Source organism: Luteimonas sp. A501 (genome assembly GCF_054052085.1).
In genome coordinates, this window is sequence record NZ_JBSVRI010000001.1 from 897,375 (window position 1) to 915,125 (window position 17,751).

The window sequence follows — 17,751 nt, forward strand, 5'->3', positions numbered from 1 at the left end:
ACGATGCCGATCAATGAAGCCAAGCCCGAGGCGTCGATGCCGGGCGACTGGAGCAGGGACGCCGTGCTGCGCGGTGAACTGCTGCCGCTTGAGCGTTGTCCGGACCTCGCCACGGACTGGATCGCACTGCAGGACGTCGCTGCCTGTTCGCCGTTCGCAAGCTGGCAATGGGTGTCCACATGGCTGGAGCACCTGCCTGCCGGGATCCGGCCGATGGTGTTCCGTGCACGCGACGCGCATGGTGGCGTGGCTGCGCTGGCGCTGCTGGTGGACGCTCCGGAGCAGGGCGGCGCGCGCTGGCTGGGGCGGCGTTCGTGGCATCTCCAGGAGACCGGGGATGCCGGGATCGACGAGATCACCATCGAGTACGCAGGCCTGCTGGCCAGGCCCGGGTGGCTGCCGGCCGCGTGGCGTTCACTGTTCGATGCACTCGACCTGCTGCCGCGGGACTGGCGTCGCCTGCGCATCTCCACCTCGGCGCAAGGCGAGGCCATCGCCGCGGCGCTGCCGCAGGACATGCAGGCGACCAGCGTGCGCTCGCGGCCCTGCTACCAGGTCGACCTCGCAGCCGTGCGCGACGCGCCCGGTGGCTATCTCGAAGTGCTTGGTCGCAAGGTGCGCGGCTCGCTGCGACAGTCCCTGCGCGCCTACGAGTCCCTGGGGCCCCTGCGCGCCGAAACGGCGGCGGACGTGCGCGTTGCGCTGGACTGGTTCGACGCCTTCGAGCAACTCCACACGCAGCACTGGCAGTCCCGCGGGGCCGGCGGCTGCTTCGCGAGCCCGTTCTTCCGCCGCTTCCACCGCACGCTGATCGAGCGTTCCAGCGACGATGGCTTCGCGCGCATCGTCCGCGTGACCGCCGGCGACGCGCTGGTCGGCTATCTCTACAACCTCGGCTGGCAGGGCAATGTCTACTACTACAACGCGGGGATGAACTACGGTCTGCTGCAGCGCCATGACCGGCCGGGCATCGCCTCGCTGTACGCCGCGGTCGAGCAGGCCGCGGCGGCCGGCGAGTCGGCCTTCGATTTCCTCGCCGGCGACCAGGAATACAAGCGCAGGCTGTCGAGCACGGAGCACATGCTGCATTCGATCGACGTGCGCCGATCGGGCATGCGCGCCACGGCCGAGCGCATCGGCGCCGGGCTTGCGCAGCGCGGGACCCTCGGGGTCCCCCTCGGCGAAGCCCTGGCGATGACGCCATCCACGCAGGAGGCCTGAGGCCATGGACGCGGTCAACGCGGCGGCAAGCGTGCGCAAGGTGCTTTACCACCATCGCACCCAGGGCAAGGCGGTGGAGGGCGTGCATATCCGTGGCATCACCGATGCGCTGCGCCGCGAAGGCGTGGACGTGGACGTGGTCTCGCTGCCCGGCGCGGATCCCTATGCGTCGCCCGGGGCGATGTCACCGACGCGGCAGGCCCGGCCGTGGATGAAGCTGGTGACCGGGCTGCCCGAGCCGGTGTTCGAGCTCGTCGAGCTCGCCTACAACCTGGTGGCCGGCTGGCGCGTGCGCGGCTGGCTCCGGCGCAACCCCGACGTCGACTTCATCTACGAGCGCTATTCGCTGTTCATGTACGCCACGATCTGGCTGGCGCGGCGTAGCGGCGTCCCGATCATCCTGGAAGTCAACGACTCGGCCATCGTCGAGCGCGTGCGCCCGCTGTCGCTGCGCCGCCTGGCCATGGCGATCGAACGCCGCGCCTTCCGCGACGCCGACGGCCTGGTCTTCGTGTCCAGCGTGTTCCGCGACCGCGCGCGCGCGGCGCATCCGGACATGGCCCCGGCGATCGTCACGCCGAACGCGGCCGACATCGCGAAGTTCTCGTTCACCGCGGAGCAGCGCTCGCAGGCGCGCGAGCGTCTGGGACTGGAAGGCAGCGTGGTCTGCGGCTACCTCGGTGCGTTCGTGCCCTGGCACGCCATCGATGCCTTCGTGCACCGGATCGCCGGTCGCCTCGCATCTGCGCCCGGCCTGAAGCTGCTGCTGGTCGGCGACGGCGCGACGTATCCCGCGCTGCGCGCCTTCGTGGAGGAGCGCGGGCTGTCGCGGCAGGTCGTGCTGACCGGCCGCGTCGCCCACGACGAGGTGCCCGGGCTGCTGTCGGCGATGGACATGGCGATCCTGCCGAGTGCCGGCGACTACACCTCCCCGGTGAAGCTGTTCGAGTTCATGGCCTGCGCCGTGCCACCGGTGGCGCCGGACTTCGAGCCGATCCGCGAGGTGCTGGACGAGGGCACGACCGGTTGGATGTTCCCGGCCGGGAACCTCGACGCGGCGGTCGACGCCGTCATCGCGCGCAGCCGCGCGCCCGAAGACCTCGCGCGCGTGGGCGGCAATGCCCGCCGGCGCGTGGCCGAGCGCCACCAGTGGCGTAACAACATCCTGCAGCTGGTGGACTTCCACCGTCGCCTGCAGGCAACACGGGACCGTACGACTTGAACAACGAACACGCCCGCCCGGGCACGCCTTCCTGGCCCGTCGACGCCGCCGGTGAACTGATGGTCGGCGGCCGGCCGCTGTCGCGGGTGGTGGCCGAGGTCGGCCGCACGCCCTGCTACCTCTATGACCGCGGGCGCATCGCCGACAGGATGCACGCCCTGCGCGCGGCCCTGCCGGACAGCGTCCGCGTGCACTACGCGATGAAGGCCAACCCGATGCCGGCGCTGGTCGGCCACATGGCGCGCCTGGCCGACGGGATCGACGTCGCATCGGCCGGCGAACTCCGCGTGGCCCTGGATGCCGGCGCGGATCCCGTGCACGTGTCCTTCGCGGGCCCGGGCAAGTCCGACGCCGAGCTCGCCCAGGCCCAGGCGGCCGGCGTGCTGGTCAATATCGAGTCCTTCCGTGAGATCGACATCCTGGCGCGTGCCGCCGCGGCCACCGGCACGCCTGCGCGCGTGGCGCTGCGCGTCAACCTGCCGTTCGAACTCAAGGCCTCCGGCATGAAGATGACCGGCGGCGCGCGGCAGTTCGGCATCGATGCCGAGGAGGTTCCCGCCGCGCTGCGCGCGATCGCCGCGGCGGGCCTGGCCTTCGAGGGCTTCCACATGTTCGCCGGCTCGCAGAACCTGCGCCACGCGGCCATCGTCGAGGCGCAGTCGCGCAGCTATGACCTGGCCATGGAGTGGGCCGGCCTGCTGCCGGCACCGCTGCGCAGCCTGAACCTCGGGGGCGGCTTCGGGATCCCCTATGCCGCGAACGAGTCGGTGCTGGATGTCGGTCCGGTGGCCGAAAACCTGGCCGGCCTGGCCGCGCGTCTTCGCGACGACGCCCCGGGCGCGCACCTGGTGATCGAACTCGGGCGCTACCTGGTGGGAGATTCGGGCCTGTACGTGTCGCGCGTGGTCGATCGCAAGATATCGCGCGGCCAGGTGTTCCTGGTGGTCGACGGCGGCATGCACCACCACCTGGCGGCATCGGGCAACTTCGGGCAGGTCATGCGCCGCAACTACCCGGTGGCGGTCAACGGCCGCCCCGGCGCCTTCGAGACCGCCAGCGTGGTCGGCCCGCTGTGCACCCCGCTGGACCTGCTTGGCGACCGGATGGAGCTGGGCGTCGCGGAGCCGGGCGACCTGGTGGTGGTGTTCCAGTCCGGTGCCTACGGGCGCAGCGCCAGCCCGCGTGACTTCCTCGGCCATCCCGACGCCGCGGAGGCGTTGGTCTGAAGCCTGTCAGGCGGTTGCCGGTGCGGTAGCTGGTACTGCGGCCGGGGCGGCGGCGGCCGTGCCGGGCTGCTGGACCATGCCGATGCGCCGCGCCGGATTGCCGGCGACGATGCTGTAGGGCGCGATCTTTCCCGAGACCACCGCGTGCGCGGACACGATCGCGCCTTCGCCGATCTCCGTGCCCGGCATCACCAGCACGCCCGAGCCGATCCAGGCATGGTCGTGGACCACCACCGGTTTCACGTCGTCGGGATCGGGGGCGCTGCCCAGGCGGCGGCGCTCGGGATCGGTGGGATGGCCGCCGGAGTCGCGGAAGGTCACGCCGCCGGCAACCTGCACGTGGCGACCCAGGCGGATCTCGCGCCCGACCACGAATCGCGTGTCGTGGGCGATGTCGGAGTGGTCGCCGATTTCCAGGCGCGGCCGGCTGGTGAAGCTTGCGGCGTAGCTGATCGAGATCTTCCCGCTGATGCGGACGTGGTCGCCGACCACGAGGTCGCCGGCGCCCTGGACCCATGGCACGTGGATGCCGGTGGTCACGCCGCGGCCGACGCGGCTGCAGTAGGCCTTGAACAGCGGCTCGGCCACGAAGACGCGGCGCAGGAAGAACAGCAGCCCGCGCACGCCGAGGAACAGCCAGAGGTAGGGAAGGACCAGGATGCGCGGCGCGGGCAGCGTCAGTCCGCGGGCAAGGCCGCGCGTCCGCCGCGCGGCGGCGGCGGCGGGGTGGGCTGAGGTCCGCGCCCAGTGGCGGACCGTGGCAAGCGTGCTCACAGCGGGCGGTTCCGGTACGACATCCAGAGGTACCAGACGTTCTGCCGCACTTCGTTGTCGAACACTTCGCTGTCGCGCTCGTAGCGGTAGTAGCTGAGCGAGGTGCTCCAGTGGCGCGTCCAGCGCTTTTCGAGCGCGAGGCCGGCACGGCGGGTGTCGTCGCTGGCGCCAAGGGGCCGGTATTCGGTGCGTTCGGCGCTGGCCCAGCCGGAGAGGGTCATCGTCGGGCTGATGCGGTAGTCCGCGCCGGCGAACACGCCCCGCGCCTCTTCGTCGGGCGCGAGCGCATCCATGTAGCGCAGGCGCTGGATGTAGGGTTCGAGCCGCCAGCCGACGCGATCACCGGCGTGGTCCCAGGCCAGCGCGAGGCGTTGCTCGCGGTAGGCCGAGGGGATGACGGTGCGGCCATCGACCAGCACGCTTCCGGGCACCGAGGCCTCGGGCCTGCCGGTGACACCGTCGAACAGGGCCGCGTCGGCCGCATCGGAGAACTGGTTGAGCAGCATCAGCGACAGGCGGCTGCGTTCGCTCGGGCGCCAGCCGGCCTCGACGCGGAGCAGGGGGCCGTCGCGGCGGTCGCCGTCGTCGTAGTCGAGCCGCGAGTAGCCGGCGTCGAGGGTGTAATCGATGTTGGCCCGGGTGCGCACGTAGCTGGCGTAGACGTCGGTGCGCTCGTGGTCGCGCGCGGCGAGGTCGTAGTCGTAGTCGACATCGGTCCACTGCGCGTTGAAGCCCAGGTCGCTGCCTTCGTCCAGGGCCTTGGTCAGGCGCAGCGCGGCGCCGACCCGGTTCGAGTTGAACTCGTCGGTGATCTCGGCATCGGAGTCGATGTAGCGTGCCTCCACGCGTCCCTGCAGCGTGCGCCCGATGTTGAACAGGAAGTTCGGCCCCAGCGAGAGCACGTTGACCTGCTGCCTGTTGTCGGGTGAATCGGCGGCGAAGCGGTCGACCGCCTGGAGTTCGAGCTCGTCCTGGACCGTGAAGCTCAGGCGGTCGGGGATGATGACCCAGTTGAGATAGGCCGAAAGCATGCCCTCGACGCCGTCGTCGATGCCGCCGTCGAATTCCCGGTAGTCGGCGCGGCCGGCCACCACGGCCTGCAGCGTGGAGCCTTCCTGGGTCACCAGGACGCCCAGGCCCGCGCGCAGGATCCGCTGGGCGTCGGCATCGACGGCGGACACGCGGACGTTGTCGTCGTGCTCGACGCCCGCGTCGACCACGTAGTCGATGCGCGCCGCCCGCGCGGAGGGCGGCGCGACGAGCGACACCGCCGCGGCCACCGCGGCGGCGATCAGCGAAACCCGGAAGCTGGACGTTCCCATGGCGGTTCTTCCCGAATGGCGGGTCAATGGTTGTCGTTGAACACGATGCCCGCGAGCTTGGCCGGGTCGAAGTTGGCGGCGGCCTTCTCGATCGCCTCCAGCGTGGCCTTGCCGTAGCCGGTCACCAGCACCACCACGTCGGCAAGGTCGGAGAGGATGCGGGCGTCGGGCGAATTCAGCGCCGACGGCGCGTCCAGGATGATGTAGCGGTTGGGATCGGCCTGTCGCAGCGAATCGATCATCGTCCGCGCGCGCGCCGAGGTGAAATACTCGCCGGCGATCTCGCGCACGCTGCCGTTGGGGATCAGCTGCAGGCGCGGGATCCCGGTGGAGTACTGGATGTCGTCGAGGTCGTCGATGCCGCCGCCGAGGTAGTCCATCAGCCCGCAGTTGTCGCTGCCCGCGGCCAGCGCGATGTGCTGGCTCGGGTGCAGGGCGTCGCAATCGACCAGCAGCGCGGTCTTGGCTTCGTCGAAGGCGAACGCCAGCGCGAGATTGCGTGCCACGAAGCTGCCGCCGCAGTTGTGCGCCACCGGCGCCACCAGGGTGATGAAGTTCTGGTTGCCGCGCAGGTTGAGCAGGCGCGTGCGCAGGTCGCGGAAGGCGTCGGCCTGGACGCGCACGGAGTCCTGGCGGTGGATCAGCCGGCGCTCTTCGAGCGCGCGCGGCGAAAACGGCTGCGGCTGGACGCGGGCCAGGCTGCGCGAGGCCTCCTTCGGTGGCGTGCCGACGGCTTCGGCCAGGGCATGCGCGCCGCGCTGCGGTTCGATCATCGATGCGGAGTTCATGCGGCCACGACCCTGTATGCGTAGGTGAGGACATAGACCAGCGCCACCGAGCCGAGCATGGCGATGGCGAAGGCCACGGAGAAGTATTCGCGGCGGCGTTCGCCCGGCGTCGGGTAGGCCGGGACGGTGGTCAGCAGCGGCAGGCTGGCATGCTTGACGATGAGGTGCTGCGAGCGCACGCGCGGGTCGAAGCGGGCGACCGCGAACACCAGCATCAGCGGCAGCGCGATGGCGATCAGCAGGCCGACCGCCGCGATGTGCATGAAGCGCAGGCCTGAAGGCCGCAGCGGCATGATCGCCGGGTCCTGGATGCGCAGCGTGAGGCCGCGGTTTTCCTGGTCGAGGCCCATCGAGACACGCGCGTTCTCGCGCCGGCGCAGCAGGTCCTGGTAGATCTCGCGGTTGACCTCGTAGTCGCGGGTCAACTCGGCCAGCGCGCCTTCCGACGCCGCGATCCGCCGGCTGCGGTCGAGTTCGTCGTCGAGCAGCGATTGCGCGATCTGCAGCCGCGAACGGGTGGCGGCGGTCTCCCGGCGGGCCTGCGACAGCTGGCTGCGCAGCTCCTGGTAGAGCGGATTGGCCTGGGCTTCATCGGACAGCGTGCCGGCCGCGCCGGGCGCCTCGCGGCGGTCCCGCTCGTCGGCGAGCATTCGGGTGATGTCGTCGATCTGGTGGCTCAGGCGCAGCACGTCCGGGTGCTGCTCGGTGTACGCCAGCAGCAGCCGGTCGCGTTCGGACTGGAGCTCGATCAGGCGCGTGCGGTAAAGGTTCTCGCGCGTCTGCACCGCAGTCACCGCAGACTCTCCCGACAGCTGGGCGGCGATCGAAGATTCGCGCGACTCCTGCTCGAGCAGGGCCATGCGCGTCTGCTCGAGCTGGGTGCGCAGTGCACCGATCCGGGTGGTGGAGTCGGCGGCGCTTCCCGGCTGGGCGTCGACGTTGCGCGACTGGTAGTCCTGCAGGTTGCCCTCGGCGCTCGAAAGCTTGGCGTGGTATCCCTGCACCTGGCTGTCGATGAACTCGTAGGCCTCGCGGCTTTCGCGCTGCTTGGCTGCAGCGGCCTCCTTCATGAACATGTCGCCGAAGGTCGCCGCGAGCGCAAAGGCGCGCTCGGGGTCCCGGTCGCGATAGCTGATCTGCACCAGCTCGGGCCGCGGACTCTCGATCAGCGTGCGGTTGCGGATGTCCTCCATCAGCCGGTCCTGCTCGATCGGCGAGGGATTGCCCTGGAGCCAGCCGCCAACCGCCAGGGCTTCGCCCAGCACCTTGCGGCCGTAGATGATCTGGCGCGCCATGCCGGCGCGGTCGGACACACCGGTGGGAACCGCCCGCCCTTCCAGCAGCGGCTGGATGATGTCGCTGTCCTGGGCCAGGATCGTCACCGAAGAGGTGTAGTTGCGCGGGATCACGAACAGGCCGACGACCAGGGTCAGCAGCGCGATCGCGGTGAAGATCGAGACCAGCAGCATGATCCGCGCCCGCGCCTCGCGCAGCAGGATCGGGAGCAGTTCGGTGGGTGCCAGGTCGGGAACGCTGGAGGGCGGGCCACCGGGGCGCCGGGGTGCGGCCAGTGCGTGGGACGCCATCAGAATGCGCGCTCGGGAATGGTGATCACGTCGCCGGGTGCCACGCGGTGGTTGCTGGCCAGGTCGCCGCGGTCGAGGATCCGGTCCAGGCGCACGGCGTAGGTCGTGGTGGAGTCGTCGCCGGTGCGGCGGTACAGCGCGGCGCGGTCGGAGGCCGCGAACTCGTTGACGCCGCCAGCCGCGAGCACCGCGTCAAGCACGGTCATGCCCTGGCGGAAGGGGATCGAGACCGGCTGGCGCACGGCACCGGTGACGCGGACGCGCGAGAGGTATTCGTGGCTGCGCAGGTCGGTGAGGATCACCGCCACCTGCGGGTCGCGCACGAAGGCCGAGAGCTTGTCCTGGATGTCGGCCGCCACGGCGGCGGGTGCCAGCCCGCCGGCGACCACGTCGCCGACCAGCGGCACGGAGATCCGGCCGTCCGGGCGCACCGGGACCGTGATCCCCAGCTCGGGGTTGCGCCACACGGTCACCTGGACGATGTCGTCGACGCCGATCAGATACTCACCGACGGCGGCCTGGGGCTGGTCGGGTGGGACATCGGTGATGCCGCGGGACGACGCGCATGCGCCCATCAGGGCGGCAAGCGCGAGTGTGGCGATCATGCGGAGCGCGGTCATCGGCGGGGTTTCCACGTGTGGCGGGTTGCCAGATACAACGGCAAAGCCCGCCGCCTGCGGTCACCACGCCGCCGGCGGTCACCACGCCGCCGCGCGTCCGCGTGCTAAGGGGCCGGCGGGAGCAGCGGTGCCGATCCGTCGCGCGGTGCCGGCTGGGCGCCGCGCTGCTTCCAGTGCCGCAGCAGGGTCCTCAGGGCCGTCGGCGCGTTGGCCGGTTCCGCCTGGCCGGCCTGGTTGCGCGTGTTCTCGCCGTGGCATCCGCCACAGGTGCGGATCTCGCCGGGCTGCATGGTGATCCACACGCGCTCGCGCACGACCGGCACGCCGTTGGGATCCACCGTCTGCCAGGTCAGCGCGCGGTTGGCGGGCACGAAGGCGGCGGTCGAGCCATCGGCCTCGATGCGGACGCTGCCATCCGGCCCCAGCGGATTGCCGGGATTGGCGCCCGTGTCGATCGGCTGTGCGAGCACGCGCCGCCCGGACGTGGAGTCCCGGTACGCACGCACCAGGTTGCCCTGCAGGACCTGGAAGTGGGCGATGTCGTAGACGATGCCGTCGTTGGCCACCGTCTGCGTGCCGCCGGGGACGCGCAGGTTGTAGGGCTGCTGGCGGTCGCTCCGGTCGCGGCTGGTCTGGTTGCGGGTGACGATGATCGCAAGGTCGTTGGCCCGCAGCCAGCTGCGGAAAGCGCCCTCGTCCACGCCTTCGGACGCGAACAGCGCGCGTTCCGGCGTCTGCAGCGCCGCTTCGGAGGTGTAGGGCGGGCGCGGGCGTGCGACCACCTCGACGGGTTCGATTTCCCACAGCGCGCCCTCGAAGGACCGCAGGCTGTCGGGTGTCCACCAGGACACCGACTTGACGATCCCGGGCGTCAGCGCGGGGCCCGCGGCCAGCGTGCCCGGCGTACCCACCACCTGGCGCAGGCGGAGCTCGATGCCCGGGCCGGCGTTGGCGCTGGGCGTGTGGCTTGCGACCATGTGCCCGCTGGTCATCGGCAGCGGGTTGCGGAAGCGGCCACCGCTCAGGCCGGCGCCGGTCGGCGCGGGCGATGCATCGGTGATCACCATCTGTTCCGGGTTGAGGTGCGGAGCGCCGCTCATGCGGATGATCTGATGGGTCGTCAGGCTCCCGAATTCGGCGGTGTTGATTCCGTAATAGATCCCCGGCTGCGTCGGGTCCTCGCGGAGATGGAACAGGCCGCCGTACTGGCTGATGAACTTGCGGTTGGCGATCAGCGACGTGTCGGTGTTGTCGGACAGCGACGGATCGCCGGCGAAGGAGCGGCCGAGGAAGCCGAAGCTGATTTCGTGCCGGCCGACGTGGTTGAGCGTCTGTTCGAAGCTGCCGTCCTGGTTGACCTGCCAGGGCATGAAGATGTTGCTGTGGTAATTGCCGACCGGGCCGTAGGGACTGTCCATCCCCAGCCGCGCCTCGGGGAAGACATCCGTCCGGGTGCCGACCGAAGGCGCGCCCGTGGCTTCGCTGGCGTAGTCGAACGAGCCGGAGGTACCGGCGTCCTGCTGCTGGTCGCGCTGCAGGTGGTCCCAGCGGGTGAAGACGATGCGGCCATAGCTGTCGATGACGGGGCTGAAGGCCCCGCTGGGCGCGTGGTTGAGGATGCGCACGGCGCCGCTGGCGGGATCAAGCCGGAAGAGGCCGGTGACGATCGGCGTGCTTTCGTATTCATCGAGCTGCGGATACAGGTGCGCCGAGCCATCGCGGGGCCGGTCGGAGGTGAAGAGGATGCTGTCGTCCGAGCCGTACAGCGGCGAAACGTTGTTGTAGGCGGGCTGGTTCGCGACTTTGGTGATGCTTGCCGCCAGACCCTGGCCCAGGCCGCTGACCTCGTACATCTGCCAGCGCCCGGTGGTGGCGCCGTACTGCTGCGTGGGCGCGCCGACCAGCATGCTGAAGATCGCCTTCGTGCCCGACCAGTGCACGGTCGGCTCGCGGACGGCGATGGCGTTGGCACCCTGGCGGCCATCCATGCCGAAACCCGCTTCGCGGGTCAGGTCGCGCAGGCTGCCGTCGGGATAGCGGATCAGCAGGCCGCCACCGCGGGGCACCGACGTCATGCCGGTCATGTGGTTGGCGAAGGTGGACAGGCGCGATGCGAACACGTCGCCGTCGGTCGGCACCTGGGTGACGAAGAGGACGGGGTTCTGGACGGGGGTGGAAGCGAACGCGGCGGCGGGCGGCGGCGGGGATACTGCCTGGCCGGCGGCGCGGGCCGGGCCGGAGGTCGATGACGCGATGGCCGGGGCGGTTTCGGCCGCGGGGGGCTGCCGGGAGCCGGGGCTGCAGGCGGCGAGCGTGCCGGCGGCGAGCAGCAGAACAATGAGCCGGGACGTGGAAACAGGGGTGGTGCGGGGTAATCGGAAAAAGGTGGATAAGCGCGATACGCAAGCCGGGGGGCTTGGCGGGCGGGGCGGGACTGTCATCGTGGCGTATCCAGGAAGGGATCGGGGGAATGCACTCGGCCGTTGCCGCCAACCGCGGGTGGTCGGCGCGGCTCTCACGCAGCTGGAATTCAGGCTGAATACCAGATCGAGAACAAGTGGCAAGGCATGAATAGGTGACGCAGTTCACTGTTTGGCGGTTGCGGCGGAGCGCAGGCGTTCCACCCGCCCGCCTGGACACCGCGATGCCTGGGTTTCCGCTGGCGCCGGGCATTCGCGTACGCTTTCGACGCAGATTCCAAGGGGGACGATCCAATGCGCATCCTGGTCACCGGCGGCGCCGGCTACATCGGCAGCCATGCCTGCATCGAACTGGCCGCTCGCGGTCATGACTTCGTGGTCGCGGACAACTTCAGCAACAGCTCGCCGCGCGTGCTCGAACGCCTGGCCACGCTCCTGGGCCAGCCACCCGCACTGCGCCGGGTGGACCTGCGCGACCGCGCCGCGGTAGACGCGCTGTTCGCGGGGGAACGCTTCGACGCGGTGATCCACTTCGCGGCGCTCAAGGCCGTGGGCGAGTCCTGCGAGCGCCCGCTGGACTACTTCGACAACAACATCGGCGGCACCATCCACCTGCTGCAGGCCATGCGCGGCCACGGGGTCCACAGGCTGGTCTTCAGCTCGTCGGCCACCGTGTACGGCGACCCGGCCTCGGTGCCCGTGCGCGAGGACGCGCCGCTGCAGGTCACCAATCCCTACGGGCGCACGAAGCTGGTCATGGAGCAGCTGATCGGCGACCTCTGCGCCAGCGACCCGGGCTTCCACGCCGTCAACCTGCGCTACTTCAATCCGGTGGGAGCGCACGCCTCGGGCCTGATCGGTGAAGCGCCCGGTGGCGTGCCCAACAACCTCATGCCCTATGTCTGCCAGGTGGCCGTGCAGCAGCGGGAGCGGCTCGCGGTGTTCGGCGGCGACTGGCCGACCGTGGACGGCACCGGCGTGCGTGATTACATCCACGTGGTCGACCTGGCCCGCGCCCATGCAGACGCGCTTGAATTCCTGGTGCGCGAGGGTCGCAGCGCCAACATCAACCTCGGCACCGGGCGCGGCACCAGCGTGCTGGAACTGGTCCGGGCCTTCGAAGAGGCATCGGGGCACGCGGTGCCCTTCGAGGTCGTCGCCCGCCGCCCCGGCGACGTGGCCGAGGTCTATGCGGATCCTTCGCTTGCGCAGGAGCTGCTCGGCTGGCGCGCCGAACACGGGATCGAGGCGATGTGCCGGGATGCGTGGCGCTGGCAGTCGCGCAATCCGCGTGGCTACGAGCCCGCCGGGGCGGTGGAGCCGCCGGCCGACGGAGCGTCCTGAACGGTCAGCCCGCCCGGGCCCGGCTCCTGCAGCCACCTGGCCACGCGGGCAGGCGACCTCATCCAGGCGAAGTGGTCGGAGGCCACCCCGAGGGCGTCATCGTCGAACACCGCGCGCGCCGACGGTGACCTCGGCAGTTTCGACAACAGGCAGTCGAGCGACGACGCCGGCGCAAGCCAGTCGCGTGCGAACAGGGCCGCGCGGATGTCCACGCGCACCGCGGCCATCGCCGGCTCCAGGTTGCCCAGCCCGCTCGCGGCATAGCGGCAGCTGGTCGCAGTCGCGCTCCAGTCGCGCATGAGCCCCCGCGCTTCGTTGCCGCCGAAGCCAAGGCGCCGCCCCGGAAGGCTGCCGGCGCGATCGGCAAGCCACGGCAGCACGCGGTAGGCCAGCGGCAGCCACAGGCGCTGCGGCAGGGGGAACGCCCGCCAGTACGGCGCACCGCAGCCGGCCAGCCACAGCGCCGCGTACGTGGCGGGCGCCAGCGCCAGGCGGCAGGCACCGAGCTGTCCGCCCAGGCTGTGGCCGCCGATGACGCGTGGAAGGCCGGGCAGGGCGGCGGTGATCGCCTCTTCGCTGGCGGGGATGTCGAGGGACAGCAGTTCGCGATAGCCCCAGTCCACCTGGCGGCCGGCGCGCAGGCTGCTGCTGCCGTGTCCGCGCCACTCGTGCACGAACACGGCGATTCCGTGCCGTGCCAGCGCCTCGGCCAGCGGCAGGTAGTGGCGCGCGGCGACGCCGAGCGCCGGCAGCCAGAGCAGGCTGCGTCGAGGCCGGTCGGTGGCGCAGGCCAGCAGTTCGAACCGGTGGCCGTCCGCGGCTTCAATCGCGAGCGCCCGCGTCGCGACATGCCCTGCGCCCGCCGCGGTTCCCGGCGTCATGCCCCGGGGCGCGCGTCGAAGTGCCCGAGGACCAGCACGTCGCTGCGGCCGGGCCGCATGCCCTTGCGCAAGGCGTCGCGCACGTAGGCGATGCCGTGGCTGACGGCATCGGGAAGATCGCGGCCAAGGCAGAGGTTGGCGGTGATCGCCGATGCCAGCGTGCAGCCGGTGCCGTGGCCATCGACCACCAGCCGCGGCCCGCGGTGTCCGGTGCACGCGCTGCCGTCGGCGAAGCGGTCGACGACGGTGTCGCCCTCGTCCAGGTGCCCGCCCTTCAGCAGCACCGCGTCCGCGCCCAGGGCACGCAGTGCGGCAAGCGCCGCGTCCGCCGCCGGTCCGTCGGCGATGGCGTGTCCCAGCAGCAGCTCGGCCTCGGGGATGTTGGGGGTGAGCAGGTTGGCCATCGGCAGCAGCCGCGTGCGCATGGCCTCAAGCGCATCGGCCTCGAGCAGGCGCGCACCCGAGGTCGCCACCATCACCGGGTCGAGTACCAGCCACCGCGGGCGATGGACCTCGAGCGCATCCGCCACGGCGTGGATCACCTCGGCCGAAGCCAGCATTCCCAGCTTCACCGCGCCAACGTCGAAATCATCGAAGCAGGCATCGATCTGCGCGCGCAGGAATTCCACCGGCGGTACGTGCACCGCGGTCACCCCGCGCGTGTGCTGCGCGGTGAGTGCGGTGATCGCCGACAAGCCGTGGACGCCGTGGGCGGCGAAGGCCTTGAGGTCGGCCTGGATGCCGGCGCCGCCGCCGGAGTCGGAACCGGCGATGGTCAGTGCTGAGATGGGCCTGGTCATGGTCGGGTATTGTGATGTTTCACATATCAGAATGCATGTCCTCGACAGGGCCAGGCGAATGAGTGGAGTTGCATGGAATCGGGCCGCCAAGGCCCTGCCCGGGGGCGGGCGTCGGTGCCCGGGCCAGGCGGGCGGCGCATGATCGCGCTGCTTGAAGCCAAGCGCGCCGGCCTGTTCCGCCGCGACAACTGGATGCGCAACGTCACCGCTGGCCTGATCGTCGGCGTGGTCGCGCTACCGCTGGCGATGGCCTTCGCAATCGCCTCGGGCGTGAAGCCGGAGCAGGGCCTGTACACGGCGATCATCGCCGGCATCGCGGTGTCGCTGTTCGGCGGTTCGCGGGTACAGATCGCCGGTCCCACGGGCGCCTTCATCGTCATCCTCGCCGGCGTCGTCGCGCAGTTCGGCGTGAGCGGGCTGCTGGTGGCGACGCTGATGGCCGGCGTCATCCTGGTGGCGATGGGCCTGGCGCGGCTGGGCTCGGTGATTCGCTTCATCCCGGACCCGGTGATCGTGGGTTTCACCGCCGGCATCGCGGTCATCATCTGGGTGGGGCAGTGGCAGTATTTCTTCGGCCTGCCGACGGCGGGCGAGGGGCCGTTCTACATGAAGGCCTGGCAGATGCTGCAGTCGTTCACGCAGCTGCACTGGCCCACCGCGCTACTTGGGCTGGGCAGCCTGGCCCTGGCATTGTCCGGGCCGCGCATCCCCGGGCTTTCGCGCGTGCCGGGGCCGCTGCTGGCGATGGTCGCGGCGACCGCGGTGGTCGCGGCGTTCGGGCTGCCGGGCGTGGCCACCATCGAATCGACCTTCGGCGCGATCCCGCGCTCGTTGCCGGAGTTCGCGGTGCCCTCGATCAGCTTCGACACCATCATGTTGCTGCTGCCTTCGGCGTTCACCATCGCCATGCTGGGCGCGATCGAGTCGCTGCTCTCGGCCGTGGTCGCCGACGGCATGGCCGGCACGAAGCATGACTCCAACCAGGAGCTGGTGGGGCAGGGCATCGCCAACATCATCTCGCCGCTGTTCGGCGGCATCGCGGCGACCGGTGCCATCGCGCGCACGGCGACCAACATCCGCAACGGTGGCAATGCGCCGATCGCGGGCGTGGTGCATGCGATCGTGCTGGTGCTGATCCTGCTGGTGATCGCGCCCTATGCGGGCAAGGTGCCGCTGGCGGCGCTGGCGGCGATCCTGTTCGTGGTGGCCTGGAACATGAGCGAGGCGCCGCGCTTCATCCGGATGGTGCGCCAGGCGCCGCGCGCGGACGTCGCGATCCTGCTGATCACGTTCGCGCTCACCATCCTGACGGACCTGGTGGTGGCGGTGAACATCGGCGTGATCCTGGCGATGATGCAGTTCATGCGCCGGATGAGCGCGTCGGTGGAGGTGGTCGAACACCAGCAGGCCAGCCTGCGCCAGGAGCTGGAAGAGGCCGGGCTCTCGACATTGCCGAAGGACGTGGCTGTGTATTCCATCGACGGGCCGTTCTTCTTCGGCTCAGTCGATTCGCTCGAACGCGCGCTGTCATGGTCACGCGAGGCGCCACCGCGCTACGTGGCGCTGCGCCTGGAGCGGGTTCCGTTCATCGATGCGACGGGCCTCAAGAGGCTGGAGTCCTCCATCGCAAGCCTGCGCGCGCGCGGGGTGCGAGTGCTGCTCAACGGCGCCAACATGGCCGTGTTGCGCAAGCTGGTGCGTGCCGACATCGTGGGCCGGGATGATCCGGGCAGCTACTTCAAGACTCTGTCGGAGGCGTTGCTTTACATCGAGGCCCGGCGTGACGTGGTGGAGCCTGTCGTCGACGAGTGATGGCCGGCTTTAGGGCGAGGGCGGCGCGCGCAAAGGCGCAGGCAACCGGGCAACAGCTGCGGCACGCGGTGCGCGGCGGTGCCGGGTCGATGGGTACTCCCATCAATCCGCCATGGATACGCCTTCGCAGGCGCGGCGGCGGCTGTTGTGGGAGCCGCTATAGCCGCTCCCACAAGGTCATTGTCCAAGCGAAGGCTCGCAGTTGCTGTTGCCGTTGTTCTTGCCTTTGCCCTTGCCTTTCACCCCCAGCCTGCAGTGTCGATGGCAGCGGAGTACCCACACACCTCCGCCCCCACGACCCAAGCCCACACGACCCAAAGGCCCTTAAAGCACCTCGGACGCGTAATCCGCCAGGCGCGAACGTTCGCCGCGCCGCAGGGTCACGTGCGCGCTGTGGGCCCAGTGCTTGAAGCGATCGACGGCGTAGGTCAGGCCGGAGGTGGTTTCGGTGAGGTAAGGCGTGTCGATCTGCTCGACGTTGCCCAGGCAGACGATCTTGGTGCCGGGGCCGGCGCGGGTGATCAGGGTCTTCATCTGTTTGGGCGTGAGGTTCTGCGCCTCGTCCAGGATCAGCCAGCGGTCGAGGAGCGTGCGGCCGCGCATGAAGTTCAGGGAGCGGATCTTGATGCGCGAGGCCAGCAGGTCGTTGGTGGCGGCGCGGCCCCAGCTGCCGCCTTCCTTGTTGCTGGGCAGCAGCACTTCGAGGTTGTCGGTCAGCGCGCCCATCCAGGGCGTCATCTTTTCTTCTTCGGTGCCGGGCAGGAAGCCGATGTCCTCGCCCACGCTGATGGTGGCGCGGGTCATGATGATCTCGCGGTAGCGCTGGGCGTCCATGGTCTGTGCCAGGCCCGCGGCCAGGGCCAGCAGGGTCTTGCCGGTGCCGGCGGTGCCGAGCAGGGTGACGAAATCGATCTCGGGATCCATCAGCGCGTTCATCGCGAAGTTCTGCTCGCGGTTGCGCGCGACGATGCCCCAGACGGCGTGCTGGTGGCTGCGGTAGTCGTCGACGATCTGCAGCACCGCGCGGTCGCCTTCGACCGACGCCACGCGGAACTCCGCGTTTTCGTCGCCCGGCAGGTAGAGGTACTGGTTGGGATGCCAGTCGTCGTCTTCGGTATGGCGCAGTTCGTACCAGGTACGGCCCTTGTCGGTCCAGGACTTGAGGTCCTTGCCGTGGCGCTGCCAGAAGTCCTCGGGCAGGGCGGTGGCGCCGGTGTAGAGCAGGCTGAAATCGTCCAGCGCGCGGTCGTTCTCGTAGTCCTCGCTGGGGATGCCGGCGATGGCCGCCTTGATGCGGAGGTTGATGTCCTTGGAGACGAACACCACGGGGTCGCTGCCGTCCTCGCGCTTCAGGTCGAGGATGGCGCCGAGGATGCGGTTGTCCGGGGCCACGGCGCCGAACGAGGTCTTGTCCTCCTTCGGTACGGTGGTCTGGAAGCGCAGCACGCCGCTGGCGCCGGTGCCGCGCAGCTGCAGGTCGCCGGGGCGCTCCAGTTTCAGTCCGGACGCGATGTGGTCGGCACCGTGGGCCTCGATCAGTTCGTTGATGAAGCGGCTGACCTGGCGCGCGTTGCGGTTGGCTTCGGTAGTGCCCTTCTTGCCGTTGTCGAGCTCTTCGATCACCTGCATCGGCAGGTAGACATCGTGCTCCTCGAACTTGAACAGTGCAGTCGGGTCGTGCATCAGCACGTTGGTATCGAGTACGTAGATCCGCTTGCCGTGGTTCATCAGGGTG

At 70.1% G+C, this 17,751-nt stretch carries 14 protein-coding genes; 5 read left to right on the plus strand and 9 right to left on the minus strand.

From position 1 onward, the window contains the following. Positions 1 to 3: 3 nt before the first annotated feature. Genes ACW7G5_RS04085 through ACW7G5_RS04095 form a run of 3 tightly spaced genes read left to right on the plus strand, consistent with a single transcriptional unit; the run spans position 4 to position 3,669 of the window. On the plus strand, positions 4 to 1,221 hold the full coding sequence (locus ACW7G5_RS04085) for a GNAT family N-acetyltransferase (RefSeq protein WP_457002035.1): 1,218 nt from the start codon (positions 4 to 6) through the stop codon (positions 1,219 to 1,221). A 4-nt stretch (positions 1,222 to 1,225) separates the two neighbouring features. After that, positions 1,226 to 2,443 (plus strand): glycosyltransferase family 4 protein, encoded by a 1,218-nt coding sequence (locus ACW7G5_RS04090; protein ID WP_457002037.1) that lies wholly within the window; start codon positions 1,226 to 1,228, stop codon positions 2,441 to 2,443. Continuing rightward, positions 2,440 to 3,669 (plus strand): pyridoxal-dependent decarboxylase, exosortase A system-associated, encoded by a 1,230-nt coding sequence (locus ACW7G5_RS04095; RefSeq protein WP_457002038.1) that lies wholly within the window; start codon positions 2,440 to 2,442, stop codon positions 3,667 to 3,669. Before ACW7G5_RS04090 ends, ACW7G5_RS04095 begins: the two co-directional genes overlap by 4 nt. Before the next feature lie 6 nt (positions 3,670 to 3,675). Here ACW7G5_RS04095 and ACW7G5_RS04100 read toward each other — a convergent pair whose 3' ends face one another. From ACW7G5_RS04100 to ACW7G5_RS04125, 6 genes are all read right to left on the minus strand, one after another. Further along, positions 3,676 to 4,443: an acyltransferase gene (locus ACW7G5_RS04100; protein ID WP_457002040.1), complete on the minus strand. Its 768-nt coding sequence runs from the start codon at positions 4,441 to 4,443 to the stop codon at positions 3,676 to 3,678. Then, the gene (locus ACW7G5_RS04105) at positions 4,440 to 5,765 is read right to left on the minus strand and encodes a hypothetical protein (protein WP_457002042.1); all 1,326 of its coding nucleotides are present in this window, start codon (positions 5,763 to 5,765) and stop codon (positions 4,440 to 4,442) included. Before ACW7G5_RS04105 ends, ACW7G5_RS04100 begins: the two co-directional genes overlap by 4 nt. Positions 5,766 to 5,788: 23 nt before the next feature. Next, positions 5,789 to 6,553: a polysaccharide biosynthesis protein gene (locus ACW7G5_RS04110; protein ID WP_457002044.1), complete on the minus strand. Its 765-nt coding sequence runs from the start codon at positions 6,551 to 6,553 to the stop codon at positions 5,789 to 5,791. Further along, positions 6,550 to 8,139, minus strand: a complete 1,590-nt coding sequence (locus ACW7G5_RS04115; protein ID WP_457002046.1) for an XrtA system polysaccharide chain length determinant — start codon at positions 8,137 to 8,139, stop codon at positions 6,550 to 6,552. The genes ACW7G5_RS04110 and ACW7G5_RS04115 overlap by 4 nt, the downstream gene beginning before the upstream one ends. Then, on the minus strand, positions 8,139 to 8,759 hold the full coding sequence (locus ACW7G5_RS04120; RefSeq protein WP_457002047.1) for an XrtA/PEP-CTERM system exopolysaccharide export protein: 621 nt from the start codon (positions 8,757 to 8,759) through the stop codon (positions 8,139 to 8,141). Before ACW7G5_RS04120 ends, ACW7G5_RS04115 begins: the two co-directional genes overlap by 1 nt. A gap of 104 nt (positions 8,760 to 8,863) precedes the next feature. Then, on the minus strand, positions 8,864 to 10,897 hold the full coding sequence (locus ACW7G5_RS04125) for an HzsA-related protein (protein ID WP_457002049.1): 2,034 nt from the start codon (positions 10,895 to 10,897) through the stop codon (positions 8,864 to 8,866). 576 nt (positions 10,898 to 11,473) lie between these two features. Here ACW7G5_RS04125 and galE point away from each other — a divergent pair. Continuing rightward, complete coding sequence (gene galE / locus ACW7G5_RS04130; protein WP_457002050.1) at positions 11,474 to 12,523, plus strand: UDP-glucose 4-epimerase GalE; 1,050 nt, start codon at positions 11,474 to 11,476, stop codon at positions 12,521 to 12,523. Here the strand turns inward: galE and ACW7G5_RS04135 are convergent. After that, positions 12,475 to 13,404, minus strand: coding sequence for an alpha/beta hydrolase family protein (locus ACW7G5_RS04135; RefSeq protein WP_457002051.1), 930 nt, complete (start codon positions 13,402 to 13,404; stop codon positions 12,475 to 12,477). The genes galE and ACW7G5_RS04135 overlap by 49 nt on opposite strands. After that, positions 13,401 to 14,204: a bifunctional hydroxymethylpyrimidine kinase/phosphomethylpyrimidine kinase gene (gene thiD, locus ACW7G5_RS04140; protein ID WP_457002053.1), complete on the minus strand. Its 804-nt coding sequence runs from the start codon at positions 14,202 to 14,204 to the stop codon at positions 13,401 to 13,403. Before thiD ends, ACW7G5_RS04135 begins: the two co-directional genes overlap by 4 nt. Positions 14,205 to 14,342: 138 nt before the next feature. Here thiD and ACW7G5_RS04145 point away from each other — a divergent pair, with 138 nt between their 5' ends. Then, a complete protein-coding gene (locus ACW7G5_RS04145; protein WP_457002055.1) occupies positions 14,343 to 16,016 on the plus strand; it encodes a SulP family inorganic anion transporter in 1,674 nt (557 codons plus the stop codon). 324 nt (positions 16,017 to 16,340) lie between these two features. On the opposite strand, the gene ACW7G5_RS04150 is transcribed toward ACW7G5_RS04145, so the two are convergent. Continuing rightward, positions 16,341 to 17,744 carry a PhoH family protein gene (locus ACW7G5_RS04150; protein WP_457002057.1) on the minus strand — a complete coding sequence of 468 codons (1,404 nt, stop codon included), beginning with the start codon at positions 17,742 to 17,744 and terminating at the stop codon, positions 16,341 to 16,343. Positions 17,745 to 17,751 lie beyond the last annotated feature (7 nt).